General features: G+C 56.3%; 16 protein-coding genes. 9 read left to right on the top strand and 7 right to left on the bottom strand.

Annotated features, from left to right (window positions below; translation table 11 throughout):
• Window positions 1-94 precede the first annotated feature (94 nt).
• Both ACRBB0_RS19485 and ACRBB0_RS19480 read left to right on the top strand, forming a co-directional pair.
• On the top strand, window positions 95-655 hold the full coding sequence (locus ACRBB0_RS19485) for a hypothetical protein (RefSeq protein ID WP_431376133.1): 561 nt from the start codon (window positions 95-97) through the stop codon (window positions 653-655).
• Window positions 656-1,187: 532 nt separating this feature from the next.
• The gene (locus tag ACRBB0_RS19480; RefSeq protein ID WP_431376132.1) at window positions 1,188-1,685 is read left to right on the top strand and encodes a hypothetical protein; all 498 of its coding nucleotides are present in this window, start codon (window positions 1,188-1,190) and stop codon (window positions 1,683-1,685) included.
• Between the two features lie 925 nt (window positions 1,686-2,610).
• Here the strand turns inward: ACRBB0_RS19480 and ACRBB0_RS19475 are convergent.
• A complete protein-coding gene (locus tag ACRBB0_RS19475) occupies window positions 2,611-3,516 on the bottom strand; it encodes a LysR family transcriptional regulator (protein ID WP_431376131.1) in 906 nt (301 codons plus the stop codon).
• Between the two features lie 107 nt (window positions 3,517-3,623).
• Between ACRBB0_RS19475 and ACRBB0_RS19470 the strand changes: the two genes are divergently transcribed.
• On the top strand, window positions 3,624-4,532 hold the full coding sequence (locus tag ACRBB0_RS19470) for an SDR family oxidoreductase (protein ID WP_431376130.1): 909 nt from the start codon (window positions 3,624-3,626) through the stop codon (window positions 4,530-4,532).
• Between the two features lie 138 nt (window positions 4,533-4,670).
• Here the strand turns inward: ACRBB0_RS19470 and ACRBB0_RS19465 are convergent, their stop codons facing one another.
• Both ACRBB0_RS19465 and ACRBB0_RS19460 read right to left on the bottom strand, forming a co-directional pair.
• Window positions 4,671-5,255, bottom strand: a complete 585-nt coding sequence (locus ACRBB0_RS19465; protein WP_431376129.1) for a DUF6151 family protein — start codon at window positions 5,253-5,255, stop codon at window positions 4,671-4,673.
• 68 nt (window positions 5,256-5,323) lie between these two features.
• The gene (locus ACRBB0_RS19460; protein WP_431376128.1) at window positions 5,324-5,725 is read right to left on the bottom strand and encodes an MAPEG family protein; all 402 of its coding nucleotides are present in this window, start codon (window positions 5,723-5,725) and stop codon (window positions 5,324-5,326) included.
• A gap of 159 nt (window positions 5,726-5,884) precedes the next feature.
• Between ACRBB0_RS19460 and ACRBB0_RS19455 the strand changes: the two genes are divergently transcribed.
• On the top strand, window positions 5,885-6,484 hold the full coding sequence (locus ACRBB0_RS19455) for a TetR/AcrR family transcriptional regulator (protein WP_431376127.1): 600 nt from the start codon (window positions 5,885-5,887) through the stop codon (window positions 6,482-6,484).
• A gap of 310 nt (window positions 6,485-6,794) precedes the next feature.
• Complete coding sequence (locus tag ACRBB0_RS19450; RefSeq protein ID WP_431376126.1) at window positions 6,795-8,099, top strand: CARDB domain-containing protein; 1,305 nt, start codon at window positions 6,795-6,797, stop codon at window positions 8,097-8,099.
• Here ACRBB0_RS19450 and ACRBB0_RS19445 read toward each other — a convergent pair.
• On the bottom strand, window positions 8,092-8,580 hold the full coding sequence (locus tag ACRBB0_RS19445) for a hypothetical protein (protein WP_431376125.1): 489 nt from the start codon (window positions 8,578-8,580) through the stop codon (window positions 8,092-8,094). The two genes, ACRBB0_RS19450 and ACRBB0_RS19445, sit on opposite strands and share 8 nt — an antisense overlap.
• A gap of 226 nt (window positions 8,581-8,806) precedes the next feature.
• Between ACRBB0_RS19445 and ACRBB0_RS19440 the strand changes: the two genes are divergently transcribed.
• Complete coding sequence (locus tag ACRBB0_RS19440; protein WP_431376124.1) at window positions 8,807-9,556, top strand: sulfite exporter TauE/SafE family protein; 750 nt, start codon at window positions 8,807-8,809, stop codon at window positions 9,554-9,556.
• 317 nt (window positions 9,557-9,873) lie between these two features.
• Here ACRBB0_RS19440 and ACRBB0_RS19435 read toward each other — a convergent pair whose 3' ends face one another.
• A complete protein-coding gene (locus tag ACRBB0_RS19435) occupies window positions 9,874-10,578 on the bottom strand; it encodes a vWA domain-containing protein (RefSeq protein WP_431376123.1) in 705 nt (234 codons plus the stop codon).
• Window positions 10,579-10,668: 90 nt separating this feature from the next.
• On the opposite strand from ACRBB0_RS19435, the gene ACRBB0_RS19430 reads away from it, so the two are divergent.
• Window positions 10,669-11,613, top strand: a complete 945-nt coding sequence (locus ACRBB0_RS19430; RefSeq protein ID WP_431376122.1) for an aldo/keto reductase — start codon at window positions 10,669-10,671, stop codon at window positions 11,611-11,613.
• On the opposite strand, the gene ACRBB0_RS19425 is transcribed toward ACRBB0_RS19430, so the two are convergent.
• Window positions 11,610-12,278, bottom strand: coding sequence for a nitroreductase (locus tag ACRBB0_RS19425; RefSeq protein ID WP_431376121.1), 669 nt, complete (start codon window positions 12,276-12,278; stop codon window positions 11,610-11,612). The genes ACRBB0_RS19430 and ACRBB0_RS19425 overlap by 4 nt on opposite strands.
• Window positions 12,275-13,357 (bottom strand): CaiB/BaiF CoA transferase family protein, encoded by a 1,083-nt coding sequence (locus ACRBB0_RS19420; RefSeq protein ID WP_431376120.1) that lies wholly within the window; start codon window positions 13,355-13,357, stop codon window positions 12,275-12,277. Before ACRBB0_RS19420 ends, ACRBB0_RS19425 begins: the two co-directional genes overlap by 4 nt.
• A gap of 123 nt (window positions 13,358-13,480) precedes the next feature.
• On the opposite strand from ACRBB0_RS19420, the gene ACRBB0_RS19415 reads away from it, so the two are divergent.
• A complete protein-coding gene (locus tag ACRBB0_RS19415) occupies window positions 13,481-15,901 on the top strand; it encodes a ligase-associated DNA damage response DEXH box helicase (protein WP_431376119.1) in 2,421 nt (806 codons plus the stop codon).
• Window positions 15,898-16,569, top strand: a complete 672-nt coding sequence (gene pdeM, locus ACRBB0_RS19410; RefSeq protein WP_431376118.1) for a ligase-associated DNA damage response endonuclease PdeM — start codon at window positions 15,898-15,900, stop codon at window positions 16,567-16,569. Before ACRBB0_RS19415 ends, pdeM begins: the two co-directional genes overlap by 4 nt.
• Window positions 16,570-16,589: the final 20 nt, after the last annotated feature.

Below are 16,589 nucleotides of genomic sequence, written 5' to 3'. Positions count from 1 at the left end.
GTCTTTTTCATAGGCTTGTCCTTTTCATTAGAAATTGCGAGGCAGAACCGCCAAATATACCCAAGAAAATACACCAGCCGATTGGTAAATAGATATGTTTCAAGTCCTTTCGAAAGCCATTTTTGTAGTGACATCCGCTTTCATGCTTGTTGGATGCCAAGACCACACCGAAAAACCTTGGCAGCCTACGGGCAATTTGTCGGCTTCATCGATGCAAGACGCATTCGCTACGTTTGTGGGTCTTTGCTATCGTTTAGCTCCCGGTTTTGAAGACTTCAACGAAGAGGCAATAGCACTTGGATTTAGGCTAAGCCCAAACGGTTGGCTCAATCACAAAGACGGAAACATGACTATCGTGTTACGTGAGCATGCTACCCATGACAGTTGTCAATTCGCCTTTTCTGCAACAGGCGGGGACCGTGCTTTCGTAAAACGTCTGGAAACACCTTTCAATGCCAACGAGATCAGTAAAGAAAACTATTTACGACTACTTTCGCTGCCGCCGGGTACGTTGTCAGGGGTTAGAGCCCGATCTTTCTTAGCTAAAACCAATTTCGGAGGGAAAGACGCCTTTCTGACCGGTCTAATTCTCCGTGATGCTGATTCTAGGTTAATTGACGGCGGTTATAGCCTAAAGCTTCAGGTCGCAAAGTGACTTACAAAACCAGCCCGAGCATTGAAACTTTTATTGCAGGCACGGCCTACGCACCTCATATTCATGATGCGAGTCTGTCCGTTTCATATCCATAGTCGGTCGCCTTTGAAACTAGGTCAGCTCTTCGGATTCGAATAAAACTCTTTCGTCTCAATAACACAGCCCAATATGTATCGTCTTAGGCCTGCTCCCCGAAAATCCCCTCGCCTTAATGTAGAGTTTTCCAAACCTTTCGAAGGTGCAAACGGATGCGAAAGAGCGGATTTAGAGAAGCCCAGGTTATTGGAATGATCGCATCACAAGGAATACTGTCGCTACCGTTTCATGATATCGAGCACAGTGTTTTTGCTGATCCCAAGATCGCGGGCGGTCCAACGGTTTGACTGAGTGCCTGCTGCGGCTTGAACGGCCTTTTTGGCATGTACGCACTTGCGTACATGCCAAAAAGAAAGCAAGTTTCGTAAAAAATGGACTGAGTAAGCAAAATGACAACTAACCCATCTTTTTCTCTCCGCGCGGCCTGCGCCACTTTATGCGTTTTTCTCCTGGTCGCTTGTCAGAACGGGGGAAGTATTCTGTCAGTACACCGGCCATTGCCTTATTAACTGTTGTTGAGGAACAAAATGGGTGTGCAATTCCGCTCGAGCGGACACGAGAAATCTTTACTTCCGCTGGCTTCTCGTCCGCGCAGGAACGCATCGATTTGATTTGGGAATTGCATACGAAAACGGGGAAACTCTCCGTGTTTGATGCCCGATTGGAAGCAAACACTAAAAAGTGTGATAGGCGTCCAGCTTACTTGTCAGCGAGCAAAGCACGTTTTCTAACCGTTCAAAATTTTTTTCTAGGGCGAGGTTGCATCACTACATATCCGCAGATTTATCAGAGTTTTAAGTCAACCGACATGGACCCTTATGAGTTTGTGGTTTATATGCAAATTCTGCTCGCAGCCGGCGCGCTAGAGGAACGCGGCAAAATGAACAAGGGCAAGAGTTATAGTGTCATTCGTAAAGACTGGGGGAATTGTTGAGTTCATTGCTCAAATTGTATGCAAAATTTGATCGCAAAAATAAAATACGCAAGGGTAGCAGCGACCGTGGTTCAGTTGTCTTTCCCAAACATTCGCTGCAATCCTTACCAACGACAACTTTCCCAGTTGGGGTATTGTTAACGCATCCACTGTTTCTGGTTCGATATTCGGACCGAAAAGTATATTAACGACCTCGGTAGGCACTGGACTAACCCAATTGTCACCCGTTATCTGCCAGGAAAGTAATTAGTTTTGAGACGTTTGATCCTAGCAGCGTATTTAGTTTCTGTGATTAGAACCTCGTTATTCTTTCTAGCCGCTGGTGCCTTGGGGTGAAAAATGTGGAATTAATTGGCGCATCTCCAAGGGACATCCTAGGACGCATAGGTCCACCTAGTTGTAGGAAAATTGACTCTGACACTTGGATGCGCGGTCCTTCGATTGGAGGGTTTCACCCATTTTCGCTAGTTCTGGAAATACATTTTCGCGAGGATAGCGTGTCTGGTGGAGCCATATCTACAAATGCGTCAATCTACTTGAACATTTTTGAACTTCGTAGTGGCTGTAATTATTGAAGGCCACCTACATAGACCAGATACAGATAGCAAGCACATGACTTCAAGTTCAGCATCGGGAAATCACTGCCAAGCTCGGTTGATTTGAGTTAGGAATAAGTGTCTTTCTACCGGATTTTGACAGATACTAGCGATAAAGTGAACTTTCGACGCCGCAATTAACGAACTAATTGTGCCCCTGGAATACCAGGTATCGTGCGAATGGCAAAATGACAGTACATATCTAATGTCCTCCGCTCCGCTTCTTACGAAGGTCTTCTTTGGGCTGAAAGCCGACCTTAATCCGAAGTTGTCGAATTACCTCCACAGGGCCCTTGGCCATGCCGTTTTGGCGTGACCGCAAACGACAGTTAACGGGAACTTGCATGGACAGTGCGCCTCAGGAAATCGATCATCACTCGGACTTTTTGCGGAAGATATGACCGGTTCGGATAGAGCGCCCAAGCCGCGGTTTCAAACGCGCTTGCCGTGCAGTCATAGTCTGGGCAAAGCGCCACCAACTGGCCGCTGCGCAGGTCATCATCAATCAACCAATCCGCAAGAATTGCGATCCCGATCCCGGTGCAGGCGGCGTGGCGCAAGGCCAGCGCATTTGAAAACAGGCAGTTTCCTTGAACCGGCACCTCAAAGGGTGGGCAGTCCGAGCGTCTAAACGTCCAACTGTGTTGCAACCCCGGAAGGGCAAAGCGCAGGCAATTCATTTCTCCCAAGTCGTTGGGATGCAGCACGGGCTTTTGTTGGGACAAAAACTCAGGGCTGGCCACAACACGATACCGCGTCGTCATAAGCCGGGTCGAAACAAGATCCCCCTTCGGTGCAGGGGCAAGCCGAATAGCGAGATCAATGCCATTCTCGATCAGATCAAGATTGGCATCACTGCTTTGCAGATCAACGGTGACATCGGGGTATTGCGCCAAAAATTCCGGCAGCAACGGTACAATCACGCGATACGCAAAAGCGACTGACGCTGTGATCCGCAAAACACCTGACGGCTGCCCCCGCAGGCCGCGCGCGTCGTCCTGTGCGGCGTCCAATTCCTCAATCAACGGGGCAACACGCGTGAGATAGGCCTGACCTTCCTCGGTGACGGTCAAGCGGCGTGTCGTGCGGTGAAACAACCGAATGCCAAGGTCAGCCTCTAACCCTGCCACGGTGCGAGACACTGATGACGGGTCGATATTGAGCGCCCGCGCGGCCCCCGCGATGCTTGCATGGGTCCGAACGAGCAATGCAATTTTGAGGGCCCCAATATCCATTCATGCAAAAATCACACGATGCTCCTGCCTTTTCAATCATTTTTCCCGGCAAGCGCAGGAATTATGCCGGCAACACCCAGACCGCTGCGCTGTTTTGATCCCCAGTGATGAAGCGGGCGGAAATCTCAAACGGCGATCCTGTCGCTCTCCAAGCCACAACCGCCAATCCCGAAACCGTGGGACAGATTTTCACCCAAGCGCAAGCTGATCTGACCGACAAAACAGTCTTAACAAAGGCACATGAAATGACTTTCATAACAGACAAAACCGCCGTGATCACCGGAGCCAGCAAGGGCATTGGTGCGGCGGCTGCACGCCACCTTGCCGAACGCGGTGCACAGGTCGTTCTGGCGGCCCGATCTCGCAAAGCCATCGAAACGCTCGCCGCCGAAATCGTGGCAAAGGGAGGCCGGGCCAGCGCCTTTACATGTGATGTGAGCGATCATCATGCCGTTGCCGCGCTGATCCAACATGCTCAGAACCGCTTTGGACGTGTCGACATCCTGATCAACAACGCCGGGCTGATTGATCCGATCTCGCGCATCGCTGACAGCGACCCTGCCTTATGGGGGGCTGTTGTTGATGTAAACGTTAAGGGTGTCTATCACGGTTTGCGCTATGCGATCCCCGTGATGCTCGCGCAAGGCGGGGGCACAATTATCAACATCTCCTCCGGCGCGGCCAATTCCTTTCTCGAAGGCTGGTCGCATTACTGCGCGACCAAGGCCGCCGTCCTGCGACTGACCGGCGTCGCGCATAAGGAATACGGCGACCAAGGTGTCAGGGTGCTGGGCCTGAGCCCCGGAACCGTCGCGACCGACATGCAGGTTTCCATAAAAGCGTCGGGCCTCAACCCCGTGAGCCAGCTTGATCCCTCCGCCCATATCCCGCCTGACTGGGTTGCACAGGCGATTGCCTGGCTCTGCACTCCCGACGCAGACGCGCACCTTGGCGCAGATGTTTCCCTCAAAACCGACGAAGGGCGCGCCGCGATTGGCCTGCCTCCTGTCGCTTGACCCAGCCCTGTTTCATCACATCCTGCCCCTCGTTCATCTGATCTGAACCCTGGCACCACCCGCCACGTGCAAAAGGCCTATCGGGCAATCCAACAAAATTGCCCGATCTGTTCCCGATCGACACAAGCCGCCGTTTCCTTACGGTCTTGGGCCAACCAAATGCGGTTGAACCAACGGGCTTCCCGCCTCGGAAAACAGCGGGTTTGGGTGGCTCAGCCCGCGGATTTTCCACCCCAGAATTGTGCGCATCACGTGCCAGGTCAAACCAATCGGAAATCCGTTGCGTTTTTGATCCCTCGGCCAACTGTCTGCGGCATCTTGGGTTTGACAGTGCCAGCGCACGGGTCCCAGCTCGGACTTTTTCGCTGCCAGCTCCGTTTCGATAAAGGCATGGTTCAACCCAATAAACGGAAAGGATGGCTTGGCGGTATTGCCAATCGGCGTATTGCAGCATCCCGCATACCATCGAAATGGTCCGGTTTCGCTAAATCGGAGGCAGGCAATTTGCTCCTCGCCTTGCGTGAAATGAACACGCGCAGGGGCCACCTGGAAAATCTCAGTGCCTCCATGCTCGTTGAGAACCCGGTCTCCCGCCCCAATTTCATTGGCAAAGGCCTGACAATCGCGGCAATAACACACGATGCGAATGCTCGTCCGTTTCGTCACAGTCTTCGCTATGCCCTTAACTTTTCCGCATTGGCAGCTCAGGGAAAGATCACACATGTTCAGCTCCTGATTTTGGGGATCGCGCCCCAAACAGGGACACGCAATGTCACAGTGATGGCCCTGACTCAGGCTCCGTAAGTGGCCATCAAGATCAAAACAGCCAAGTAAACGCTAGGAAGGGTGCCGCACACAAAACCCGGTATGCGGATGAATGGAATGCCGGTGTAATACAGCACCACAAAGGCCGCGCGGCCCAGAACGATTATCAAAATCGCCAGTGAAATTGCGTCACTTGAGAGGCCCAAAAACTGTGCCGACGCCAAGACCGGCACGATATATGCCGCGCTTTCTGTTTGGTTTTGCAGCGCGCGTTTCATCCGCACCCCAAACGCAGACAGCGTGACCGCCGGGCGATTGGACGAAAACCCGAAACCAAAACCCTGCGTTGCATAGGTATACATGATTTCAAATCCGATCATCGCGATTGTGATCAGGGCAAAGGCGCTTAGCGCAGCAATGGGTGTCATGGAGTGGCCTTCTCGTTGAGGTGCGGCGATCAATCGGCAGGCCCCAAAGCCGATTTACGGCTCTGGGGCTTGCGTTCAAACCGCCAGATATTAGTATCTATCCAGTTGACTATAATTAGCTAGCCAACTGGATAGAAATCAATGGAAAAGGGTTCCAAGATGGCCAGATCACGGAAAGTTGACACCGATAGCGCGCTGCATGCCGCCGGCTTGGCCTTCATGGAATGTGGCTATTCAGGCATGAGCACGCGCGATCTTGAGGACCGTTCAGGCATCACCAGATTTACGCTGCAAACAAAATACGGGGGCAAGAAGGCGCTCTTTTTGATGACGCTTGATCGCTACCTTGACGCATTGCTGCCTTGGATCGACGCATCCATCGTCGGAGGCGGGCTTGCAGGCATTGCGGATTTTTTCCGAAGGCGGGCCGATGACGACCGGATGCCCGAACAGGGGCGGTTTGGCTGCCTTTTGGTCAACGCATTGACCGAATTTGGCGCAACCGACCCCGATGTAAATACCCGCGCTTCCAGATATTTCGCCGCCCTTCGCGCCGCATTCACCAGCGCGCTTTCTCAGGCTCGTGCCGTTGGACACCTTGATGCGTCTGTTGACATCGAATTGGAGGCAGAGCGCCTGTTGTCCAATATCTTGGGGCTCAATGTGTTCATTCGCACGTCAGGTCGAAACAGCGCCGGGGCCGCGATTGCGGACGGGATTGCAGTCTCCGTTGAACGTCTCATTGTGGCCCCGCACTAGGCCCCGCCCCCGCCAACTTCGGCTCGGCAAACCAGATCGTTTGATGGCGACCTCTGGGCGGTTTTTTGCTCTGTGATACACCACCGGGCGGACGGATCACCCCTTGATAACCGTGCGTTGCGAACGTCTCCCCCCTCTGACCCTTGCGTCAGGATCCCGTCCCAAACGGCCCAAATGCCCAAACACTCAGTTTTTCGAAAATTTGGCCCGTGTTTTCCACATTTTTGTCGCGATTGCCGATCAAAACAATGGACAAACGAGCCCCGCAAAGGGGCCTCAAGACGCAGTGATCGCATACGGAGCAAATCAGATGCTGGATATTCAGGCCTTTGGCACATTCGGTTTAACAGGTTCAACACCGCAGCCTGACCCGCAGCCTGATCCGCAGCTTGGCAAAGCTGCGCCCTGGCTCACACGGCTCCCCGACAGCCCGGCCATGTCCGAAACTATCATCCAAAGCACAAGCTACAACGCGCCAGCCAGCGCCCCAGCCCCCTTGGCCGATCTGCAGATCGACGCGATCTGGGCCACCGACGCCACCCTCGGATACGAGCAAGATCTCGAACTAAACCTGCACGTCTCCAACACCGGAACCGCCGACGCGACACGCGCCAAAACCACCTTCTATTGGAGTCCAACCGACGAATTCGACATAAACACCGCCGTGCGCATTGACGCCGATGGGCATGGCACGCTCACCGCCGGGGAAAGCGATACAAACGAATTCGAAAGCATCAATTACAGCAATCTGGCCCGCTTTGGCTCTGGCTATGTCTTTGGTGTGATCGACGCCAAAGGCACCACCCCCGAAAGCAACGAAGACAACAACATCAGCCAAGGCGTTTATTTCGAAATCGAAACCGGCCCGGAATGGCAGGCCGATCTGCAGATCGACGCGATCTGGGCCACCGACGCCACCCTCGGATACGAGCAAGATCTCGAACTAAACCTGCACGTCTCCAACACCGGAACCGCCGACGCGACACGCGCCAAAACCACCTTCTATTGGAGTCCAACCGACGAATTCGACATAAACACCGCCGTGCGCATTGACGCCGATGGGCATGGCACGCTCACCGCCGGGGAAAGCGATACAAACGAATTCGAAAGCATCAATTACAGCAATCTGGCCCGCTTTGGCTCTGGCTATGTCTTTGGTGTGATCGACGCCAAAGGCACCACCCCCGAAAGCAACGAAGACAACAACATCAGCCAAGCCGTCTATGTCGAAATCGACCCGGGCCCGGAAAAGCTCGCGGATCTCAGCGTCGCTCACATCTCTGCCGACGACACCAGCCTAGACTTGGGCCAAAGCCTCATCGTGCGCCTGCATGTGCAGAACGAAGGCACCGCCCGCGCTCAAGACACCTCCAGCAGCTTCTATTGGAGCCCCACGGATGAGTTCGATTTCGAAACGGCGGTCCTTGTCGACACTGACGATCACTACACTTTGGGCGTCGGCGAATATGACGATGACGAATATGAACACATCAGCTACTCAGACCTGCGCGATCTGGGCTCGGGTTATGTCTTCGCCGTCATTGACGCAGAAAACACGATCGTGGAATCCAACGAACTCAACAACGTCTCCGAGCCGCTGGAATTCATCATTTAACGTCAAGCACCCATGCCCCTGACGTCCCAGAGGAGCGGACCAAAACGCGGGTTTTAGTCAGACCTTTTGATATCCTCTTGCGTCCAGGTCCCATAAAAAAGCCGCCCCGGAATGCCCCAGCAATAAACCATTCCGAATGGATGTCGACATTGGTGCCAATGGAACAACTGTGTCCCGGCACATCAATACTGAACTGTCTGTTTGGAAGGTTTCCCCGATAAAGATCGACACTTTCAACATCCACCAGATAATGCACAAAGCGGATTGGCCCGCCCTCAATGTCCGGTTCAATCTGCGGCTTTCCCGCATTCAACGGGTCTCCCCCGTGTCGTTCTTTCAGCACGCGCACACGGGCAACCACCGGCTTTTGCATCAACCCCTCAGGGATGTCTGAGAAAAATGTCTGCTGATAATTTTGGGCGTGGATGCACGCTTCTGAAGACATCGGAAAAAGCCCCAAGACCAGCAAAGCGTATTTCATATTTTGAACTCACGAATGAAAAAGAACCAAAGCTACGGTCTGGACCCATTACAGAACAAGACGCACCTCTTGGGATTATTATAAACGTCCAAAACCCCGCCACAGTCCTCATGCCACAATCCCCATGCCACCATCAGCCTAACAGCACATCCTCATCGCAAGGCTCCCCCCTTGCCAAATCCGGCCATCCCCAGCATAGCTATCCAGCCGACACAAAGGGTGCGCCATGCTGGAACTGTCGATCCTCTTCATCTCTGGCTTTGCTGCTGGCATCCTCAATGCCGTCGCGGGCGGCGGCACCTTTTTGACCTTCCCGGCGCTGGTCTGGTTCGGCCTGCCGCCGGTGCTGGCCAATGCCACCTCAACCTTCGCTGCTATGCCCGGATATGCCTCTGCGGCTTGGGCTTTTCGCCATGACGTCAAGGCCGAAGGCACCCTGCCCCTGCGCGCCATCATCATCACCGCCACGCTCGGCGCTATCCTCGGTGCGCTCCTGCTCATCGTTACCCCAAGTGACGTGTTCACCGGTGCCGTGCCATGGCTGCTCCTGCTCGCCACGGTTCTGTTTGGCACTGGCCCGCTGATCCTGAAATTCGCCCAAAGCCGCGGCATCGGTCAGGCGGGTTTGCTCGTCTCGACGATCACCATCCTCGCCGTCGCAATCTATGGTGGATATTTCAACGGCGGCCTCGGCATTATGCTCCTCGCCGCGTTCAGCCTGTTGGGCTATCAAAACCTACACGGCATGAATGGCCTCAAAAACCTGATCTCAGCGATCATCTCGGTGGTCTCGTCGGTCGCCTTCATCTCGGCGGGTCTCATCGTGTGGAAACCGGCGCTGGTGATCGCAGTTGCCATCACATTTGGCGGCTATATCGGCGCAAGCCAAAGCCGCCGCATCAAACGCCAAGATTACCTGCGCTGGTTCGTCACCGCCGTCGGCACGGTCACCACCGTCATCTTTTTCCTGACCTAAGCGGCCCCAATCTGCGCTGTTGCCAATCCGCGGCCAGGCGTGTTGCCCGCCCTCTCCCGCTCTCAAAATCCACGCCGTTAACCATAGCAAACGCATTTTTACCGTTTTCCGGGGCCGATCCTGCACGGCTTCCTGCGCCGCACCGCAATCTCCCCCAAAGTCGAAGCGAATCCTACCGATTGCCTCAACGCTTCACGCCGAGGCCCAAAATCACCCGGTGAACGCACCGGGCAATCTCCCCCAACTCCAGGTCGTTTTGTACAGATTGCCCCGTTGTGATACGCGCGTGCGCTCTGTTACCGCCACCGAGCGCCGCGCTAATCCAACCGCCCGATCACAGAACAGCCCAGTGTCACCCGCAAGGCCCCGACAAGCTCATCAACGGTTTCCGCGCTGACATATTGCCCCCCGGTCCGGTCCGCCAAACAGCGCGCCACCGAACTGGCCTGCCGATAGTCATTATGCCCCTCACCCTCCCAGGCAAACTGGTCGCCACGCACCTTGTATCCGATGACATGCACAGTCAGGTCATGCCCCTCCGCGGCCAGCTGCGCGGCCAACTCACAGGGCGATCCCCCACAGGTTTCCTTGCCATCGGTGACAAGCACCACGACACCCGGCTTTTCTTTGTAGTTCAATGCTTTAGAAGCTTCCTCAACCGCTTCCGTCAGCGGCGTATCCCCGTCCGGTTCCAGCCGATCAACCTCATCCAAAATGCGCGGTGCCGCCTGCCATTGCGGGGTAAAACGCAGGTCAACATTGCCGCAGCCCCCGTCGCCACCCACCCCGCCACCGGGTCCGTAGATGATCAGTCCAAGCCGCCGCGCCTGCCCGATTGCTGGCAAGGAGTGATGCAATGCCCGCCGCGCCTCAAAGATGCGTGGTTCGTTAATGTCGTTAAACCCCATCTCCGCCATCGACCCCGAGCCGTCAAAGACAATCATCGCGTCTTCAGTACAAAGCTCGCTGGCGCTAACCATCGAGAACGGAAGAATAAATCCAAGTGGGAGCCAAATACGCATAGGGCCAGCCTGCCCCTTTGCATATGTCCTGTCCAGCCTCCTTTAGTCCAAGGGCTTTAACGAAACACGTCTTTGTGCCACGCTCTCTCCATGACACAGCTCACCACTCTCTCGGGCACAAGCCCCTCCCGTTTTGCCTTTGGCACCATGCAGTTTGGTGGCAAGGCCGATGAAACCGCCAGCCGCGCTCTTTTTGATGCCTGTCGCGCCGCTGGCATCCGCCATTTTGACACCGCCCATGTCTATACGGGCGGTGCCTCCGAAACCCTGCTGGGCCAATGCGCGGCCGCTGAGCGCGAGGCCCTGTTCATCGCGACCAAGGCCGGTTATGTCGGTGGCAGTTCACGCGACAACATCCTAACCACCTTTGGTATAAGCCAAAAACGGCTTGGCATGGATGTGATCGACCTACTCTATTTGCACCGGTTCGACGATGACACCCCCCTGGAGGAGACCTTTGAAACGCTGGCAGGCCTGCAGACTTCGGGGAAAATCCGTTACATCGGTGTGTCCAACTTCGCCGCATGGCAAGTGATGAAAGCCCAAGCTGTCGCGGCCCGTTTCGACACCCGGATTGATGTGATTCAACCGATGTATAACCTCGTCAAACGTCAGGCCGAGGTCGAAATTCTGCCCATGTGCGCCTCGGAAGGCATCCTAGCCGTGCCCTATTCCCCGCTTGGCGGCGGGTTGTTGACTGGGAAATACGCAGGTGGTCGCGCTGGTGGTCGCGCCGGTCGCTTAACCGAGGACGAGCGTTACGGAGCCCGTTACGGCCAGCCACACATGCATGATAGCGCTCAAGCCTTGGTTGATCTGGCCGAAGACGTCGGCAGCGATCCTGCCACCCTGGCTGTCGCCTGGGTCTCCTATCACGCATCGCGCCCAGTTCCGATCCTATCCGCGCGTTCCGCAGAACAGCTCCGCCCCTCAATCGACGGCATGCGCTATCCAATGGATGATGATTTATACGCGCGGATTTCGGCACTTAGCGCCACGCCACCGCCTGCAACAGACCGTCTCGAAGAGGCTTAACGCCAGCGCACCACCTCGTCCTTTGGGGCGCGGGTGGTGCGAAACTTATTGGCGGGGTGATCCGTATCCGGGTGACCCAGCGCAATGCCGCACAGCACATCACGCTCCTCATCAACGTCAAACCACTCGCGCATAAAGGGTGAAAACCCAGCCACCGAGGCCATGGCAATCCCCCCCAATCCGCGCGCTTCAAGCCCAAGCAAAACCGCCGTCACAAAGGCCCCGCAATCCAAAACCCCATAGGGCCCCAACGCCTTGGGTGTGGTGATCAGCAAGAAATGGCGCGCGCCAAACAGGCGGAAATTTTCGCGCATTTGCTGAGCCGATCCAACCCGGTCACCTTTTTCGACACCCACCGCCGCGTATAATTGCCAACCACATTCGCGCCGCCGTTCTTGGTATTCATTTTCATAAGCCTTTGGAAACGCGACATCACTGGCGTGACCAGCCTGTCCAACATGTGCATAGAGCGCCGCCGCAAGACGCGCTGTTTCCTCTGCCCCACAAGCCTCAACCCGCCAAGGCTGGGAATTGCACCAAGACGGCACATGCTGCGCATCACGCAATACATCGTCGATGATGTCGGGGGACACCGCATCCGGCAAAAACCCCCGGCACGACGCGCGCGACCGCAAAAGCGCCGCCAATGTTTCGGAATTCGTCATAGCAAACCCTTGATATGTAACTCATTTAGGATTTCTTCACTGTCTTGCCCACGGGCGGGACTTGGCCTGAGATCGCCAGGCTTTTGATCACCAAACCTGGGCGCAGGCGCAGGCCCTTGGGCCGTCCAAATCCCACGCGCCGCCACATGTGGATCGCTGCTCGCTTCGTCCGGTGACAGGACCGGCGCAACACAAGCATCTGATCCTGCAAACAAATCCGCCCAATACTGGCGGGATTGCCCGGCGAACACTCCGGCCAGACGCGCGGTTTGAACGGGCCATAGCTCTGCCTCAAATTGCTCGGCAAATCCGGGATCTTCGGCCAACCCAAGCATGTCCAAAAACATCGCGTAAAATTTGGGCTCAAGGCATTGCACCGACACATGACCGCCGCAGGCACAGGCATAACAACGCGACCAATGCGGCCCATCCAACAGGCTCTGGCCGCGCGCAGAGCCGGAAAACTGATCTCCCATCGACAGCAAGAGCGCCATCATATGGCTCGCCCCATCGACAATCGCGGCGTCGACAACTGTGCCCCGCCCGGTGTCGCGGGCCCGCAGCAAACCGGCCAGCATGCCAACCGCGAGATACATCGCCCCGCCGCCAATATCGCCCAACATGGTCGGTGGGACCCCCGGCACATTCCCCGGCGTACCGCCATAAAACAAGGCACCACTTAGACTTAGATAGTTCAGATCATGTCCCGCCTCGAGGGCGCGCGGCCCGTCTTGCCCCCACCCCGTCATTCGGCCATAGACCAATGCCGGGTTGAGCGCATGCACCGTTTCCGGGCCAAGACCCAAACGTTCCATCACGCCGGGGCGCATGCCTTCGGTCAATCCATCGGCCCCTTGTATCAGAGCCCGCGCGACCGCAAGATCACCTGCCTCTTTCAGATCAAGCGCGATAGAGCGCTTGCCGCGATCAAGCAAATTCCGTTCGGACTTGCCGGGTGTCCCAGCGGCCGTTTTGCGGTGGATGACAGTGACCTCAGCGCCCAAATCCGCCAGCAACATCCCGGCGAAAGGGGCCGGGCCAAGCGCCTCGATTTCAATGATCCGAATACCTTGTAGCATGATGGCCTCCCGTCCACATACCTGACCCGGTTTGGTCGGCAATGAAAAGCCCCAGTACAAAAGAAACGCCCAAGATTATCCTTGGGTGTTTTTCTTTTGTTCTACCTGCGCTAACTTTGCCGTATGACCACCCTTCCCGCCCCCTTGCAGCGCTGGTTTGAGAGCCGCAACTGGCAGATGCACCCGCATCAGGCCCAGATGCTTGACCGCGCATCAGCCTCTGCTGTGATGCTGGTGGCTCCGACGGGCGGGGGCAAAACACTGGCGGGGTTTTTGCCAAGTTTGGCCGAGTTGTGCCATGATCCGGCCCCCGGCCTGCACACGCTTTATGTCAGCCCGCTCAAAGCCTTGGCTGCTGACATCAAGCGCAACTTGCAAACTCCGATAGATGAGGCCGGGCTGAAAATCCGCGTTGAAGATCGCACCGGCGACACCCCTTCCAGCCGCAAAAGGCGCCAGCGCGCCGACCGTCCGCATATTTTGCTGACAACGCCGGAATCGCTGGCCTTGTTGACCAGCTACGAAGACGCAGCCCGCACGTTCAAGGGGCTCCAACGGGTTGTTGTTGACGAAATCCATGCCCTTGCCGAAAGCAAACGCGGCGATCAGCTCATGTTGGCGCTTGCGCGGTTGCAAACCCTCTGCCCCGATCTGCGCCGCGTCGGTCTGTCGGCGACGGTGGAAGACCCCGCTGGCATCGCCCGTTTTCTGGCCCGGCATCCCGATCCGTGTGAGATTATCAATGCCGATCCCGGCCCGGATCCCGACATCCAGATGCTCGAAACCGACGTGGCCCCGCCTTGGTCGGGAGGCGGCGCAAAACACGCGATCCCTGCGGTTTTGGAGCAGATCAAGCGCCACAAAACCACGCTGATTTTTCACAACACCCGAGCGCAGGCCGAGATCTTTTTTCGCAATCTTTGGCTGGCCAACGAAGACGGATTGCCCATCGGAATCCATCATGGATCGCTGGATCGTGACCAGCGCAACAAAGTCGAAGCCGCCATGGTACGCGGCGATTTGCGCGCGATTGTATGCACCGGCAGCCTCGATTTGGGCATTGATTGGGGGGATGTTGATCTGGTGATCCAGATCGGCGCGCCCAAGAATGTCAAACGTCTGGTTCAGCGGATTGGCCGCGCCAATCACCGCTATAACGCCCCGTCCAAAGCTTTGCTTGTACCTGCCAATAGGTTTGAGGTGATCGAATGTCTGGCCGCATTGGAAGCCGTTCGCGCGCATGATCTTGACGGCGATCCGCGCGGCCCGGGCCCGCGTGACGTGTTGTGCCAACATATCCTGATCGCGGCCTGCTCTGGCCCTTTTGACGCCAGCGAACTATTCGCCGAAATGTCCAGTGCAGGTCCGTTTGCAGACCTGACGCGGGTGCAGTTTGACGCCTGTCTCGAATTTTGCGCCACGGGGGGCTATGCGCTCAGGGCCTATGATCAATGGCAACGCTTGCAGCAGCGGGACGACGGGCAATGGCAATTGCGCGACCCGCGAGCCGCCACGCGAATCCGGCAGAATATCGGGACAATCCAAGACAGTGATCTGCTCAAGGTGAAATGGCGCGGACGCGGAGCCGCCCTGGGTGAGATCGAAGAAAGCTTTGCCGCGCAATTGACCAAGGGCGATACGTTTTTGATGGCCGGGCAGATCGTGCGTTATGAGGGCCTGCGCGAATTGGTGGTCGAGGTCAGCCGCGACCCCGGTCGCAAACCAAAGGTTGCCGTGTTTTCCGGCACCAAATTTGCGACGTCGACCCAGCTCTCACAGCGGGTGTTGCGCTATTTTGAGGCCGGGGATTTTAGCGCCCTGCCCGATCACACTGCCGATTGGTTGCGCCTGCAGCAAGACATCTCGCATCTGCCCAAACCGGGGCGATTGCAGATCGAAACCTTTCCGCAGGATGGGCGGCATCAGATGGTGGTTTACGGATTTGCCGGGCGCAATGCCCAGCAAACATTGGGTCTTTTGCTGACAAAGCGGATGGAGGACATGGGCCTGGCTCCGATGGGGTTTGTTGCCACTGATTATGCCACGCTGATCTGGGGATTGGACGCAGTGCAAAATCCTGCACAGCTCTTTGATCTCGAAGCTCTGACAGCCGGGTTAGACGGTTGGCTGGCCGGGAATGCGGTGATGAAACGGACCTTTCGCGCCTCGGCCACCATCGCCGGGCTGATCGAACGTCAGATCGGCGGGCAGCGGAAAACCGGACGGCAGGCGACCATGTCATCGGACATTTTGTACGACACATTGTTGAAATATGACCCCGACCATTTGCTGATGCAGATCACCTCAGAAGAGGCGATGCGCGGTTTGGTCGACTTCGCCCGTATCCGCGATATGTGTGAACGCGTGCAGGGGCGCATTGATCACATTCAGCTAGACCGCGTCACCCCATTGGCCGCACCGATGTTTCTTGAGATTGGCAAGGTTCCGGTCAAGGGTGCCGCCGAAGACCGTCTGTTGGCCGAGGAATTGGACCGGCTGATGCAGGGCAGTGGCCTCGCCCAGATCACGGACGGCCAAACATGACCGGCCATCCCCTTGCATTTCACGGGGCAGACTTGCGGGCGTTGGCTTCGGGTGCATTGTTCTGGCCTGACCGCGCGCTCTTGGTGGTCTCGGACCTTCATTTCGGCAAATCTGCGCGCTTGTCTGCGGTTGGGGGCGCACAGCTGCCACCTTATGAAACCCGCGAAACCTTGCAAAAGCTTGAGACCGATCTAGAGACCACCTCGGCACGTTCGGTGGTGTGTTTGGGCGACAGTTTTGACACCCCCGACGTCGAAACCGCCCTACCCAAAGCCGACCGGCTTTGGATCACGCACCTGCAAGCCGGGCGCGATTGGGTTTGGATCGAAGGCAACCATGACCCCGGCCCGGTGCGTTTGGGCGGCGCGCATCTGGCGCAGATCACCATTGGCCCACTAACCTTTCGTCATATCGCAGCGTCCGATCCTCGTGCCGAAATCTCGGGGCACTACCATCCCAAGGCCCGCATTCCATTGCGCGGTCGCAGCCTGACACGTCCTTGCTTTCTCGTGGATCAGCAACGCATTATTCTCCCCGCCTATGGGGCCTTTACTGGTGGATTGCACAGCCATAGCGCCGCCCTTTGCGCGCTGATGGCCCCAAACGCCCGTGCCATTTTAACCGGAAGTCCACAGGTCGAAATCGCCATGCCGCGCGCCGCAACGTAGGGGAAGTCTTGCCCTGCCCC

The sequence above is a fragment of the Pelagimonas sp. genome, assembly GCF_050633425.1.
In the GTDB taxonomy this organism is placed as follows: Bacteria; Pseudomonadota; Alphaproteobacteria; order Rhodobacterales; family Rhodobacteraceae; genus Pelagimonas.
The sequence above is the reverse complement of the archived record's forward strand: the minus strand, read 5'-3'. Positions and strand labels throughout refer to the sequence as shown.

Bases quoted from the DNA above. Each gene is read 5' to 3' on its own strand.
- ACRBB0_RS19485 (WP_431376133.1), top strand. From the start codon at position 95: ATGTTTCAAGTCCTTTCGAAAGCCATTTTTGTAGTGACATCCGCTTTC.
- ACRBB0_RS19480 (WP_431376132.1), top strand. From the start codon at position 1,188: ATGCGTTTTTCTCCTGGTCGCTTGTCAGAACGGGGGAAGTATTCTGTC.
- ACRBB0_RS19475 (WP_431376131.1), bottom strand. From the start codon at position 3,516: ATGGATATTGGGGCCCTCAAAATTGCATTGCTCGTTCGGACCCATGCA.
- ACRBB0_RS19470 (WP_431376130.1), top strand. From the start codon at position 3,624: ATGAAGCGGGCGGAAATCTCAAACGGCGATCCTGTCGCTCTCCAAGCC.
- ACRBB0_RS19465 (WP_431376129.1), bottom strand. From the start codon at position 5,255: ATGTGTGATCTTTCCCTGAGCTGCCAATGCGGAAAAGTTAAGGGCATA.
- ACRBB0_RS19460 (WP_431376128.1), bottom strand. From the start codon at position 5,725: ATGACACCCATTGCTGCGCTAAGCGCCTTTGCCCTGATCACAATCGCG.
- ACRBB0_RS19455 (WP_431376127.1), top strand. From the start codon at position 5,885: ATGGCCAGATCACGGAAAGTTGACACCGATAGCGCGCTGCATGCCGCC.
- ACRBB0_RS19450 (WP_431376126.1), top strand. From the start codon at position 6,795: ATGCTGGATATTCAGGCCTTTGGCACATTCGGTTTAACAGGTTCAACA.
- ACRBB0_RS19445 (WP_431376125.1), bottom strand. From the start codon at position 8,580: ATGAAATACGCTTTGCTGGTCTTGGGGCTTTTTCCGATGTCTTCAGAA.
- ACRBB0_RS19440 (WP_431376124.1), top strand. From the start codon at position 8,807: ATGCTGGAACTGTCGATCCTCTTCATCTCTGGCTTTGCTGCTGGCATC.
- ACRBB0_RS19435 (WP_431376123.1), bottom strand. From the start codon at position 10,578: ATGCGTATTTGGCTCCCACTTGGATTTATTCTTCCGTTCTCGATGGTT.
- ACRBB0_RS19430 (WP_431376122.1), top strand. From the start codon at position 10,669: ATGACACAGCTCACCACTCTCTCGGGCACAAGCCCCTCCCGTTTTGCC.
- ACRBB0_RS19425 (WP_431376121.1), bottom strand. From the start codon at position 12,278: ATGACGAATTCCGAAACATTGGCGGCGCTTTTGCGGTCGCGCGCGTCG.
- ACRBB0_RS19420 (WP_431376120.1), bottom strand. From the start codon at position 13,357: ATGCTACAAGGTATTCGGATCATTGAAATCGAGGCGCTTGGCCCGGCC.
- ACRBB0_RS19415 (WP_431376119.1), top strand. From the start codon at position 13,481: ATGACCACCCTTCCCGCCCCCTTGCAGCGCTGGTTTGAGAGCCGCAAC.
- pdeM (WP_431376118.1), top strand. From the start codon at position 15,898: ATGACCGGCCATCCCCTTGCATTTCACGGGGCAGACTTGCGGGCGTTG.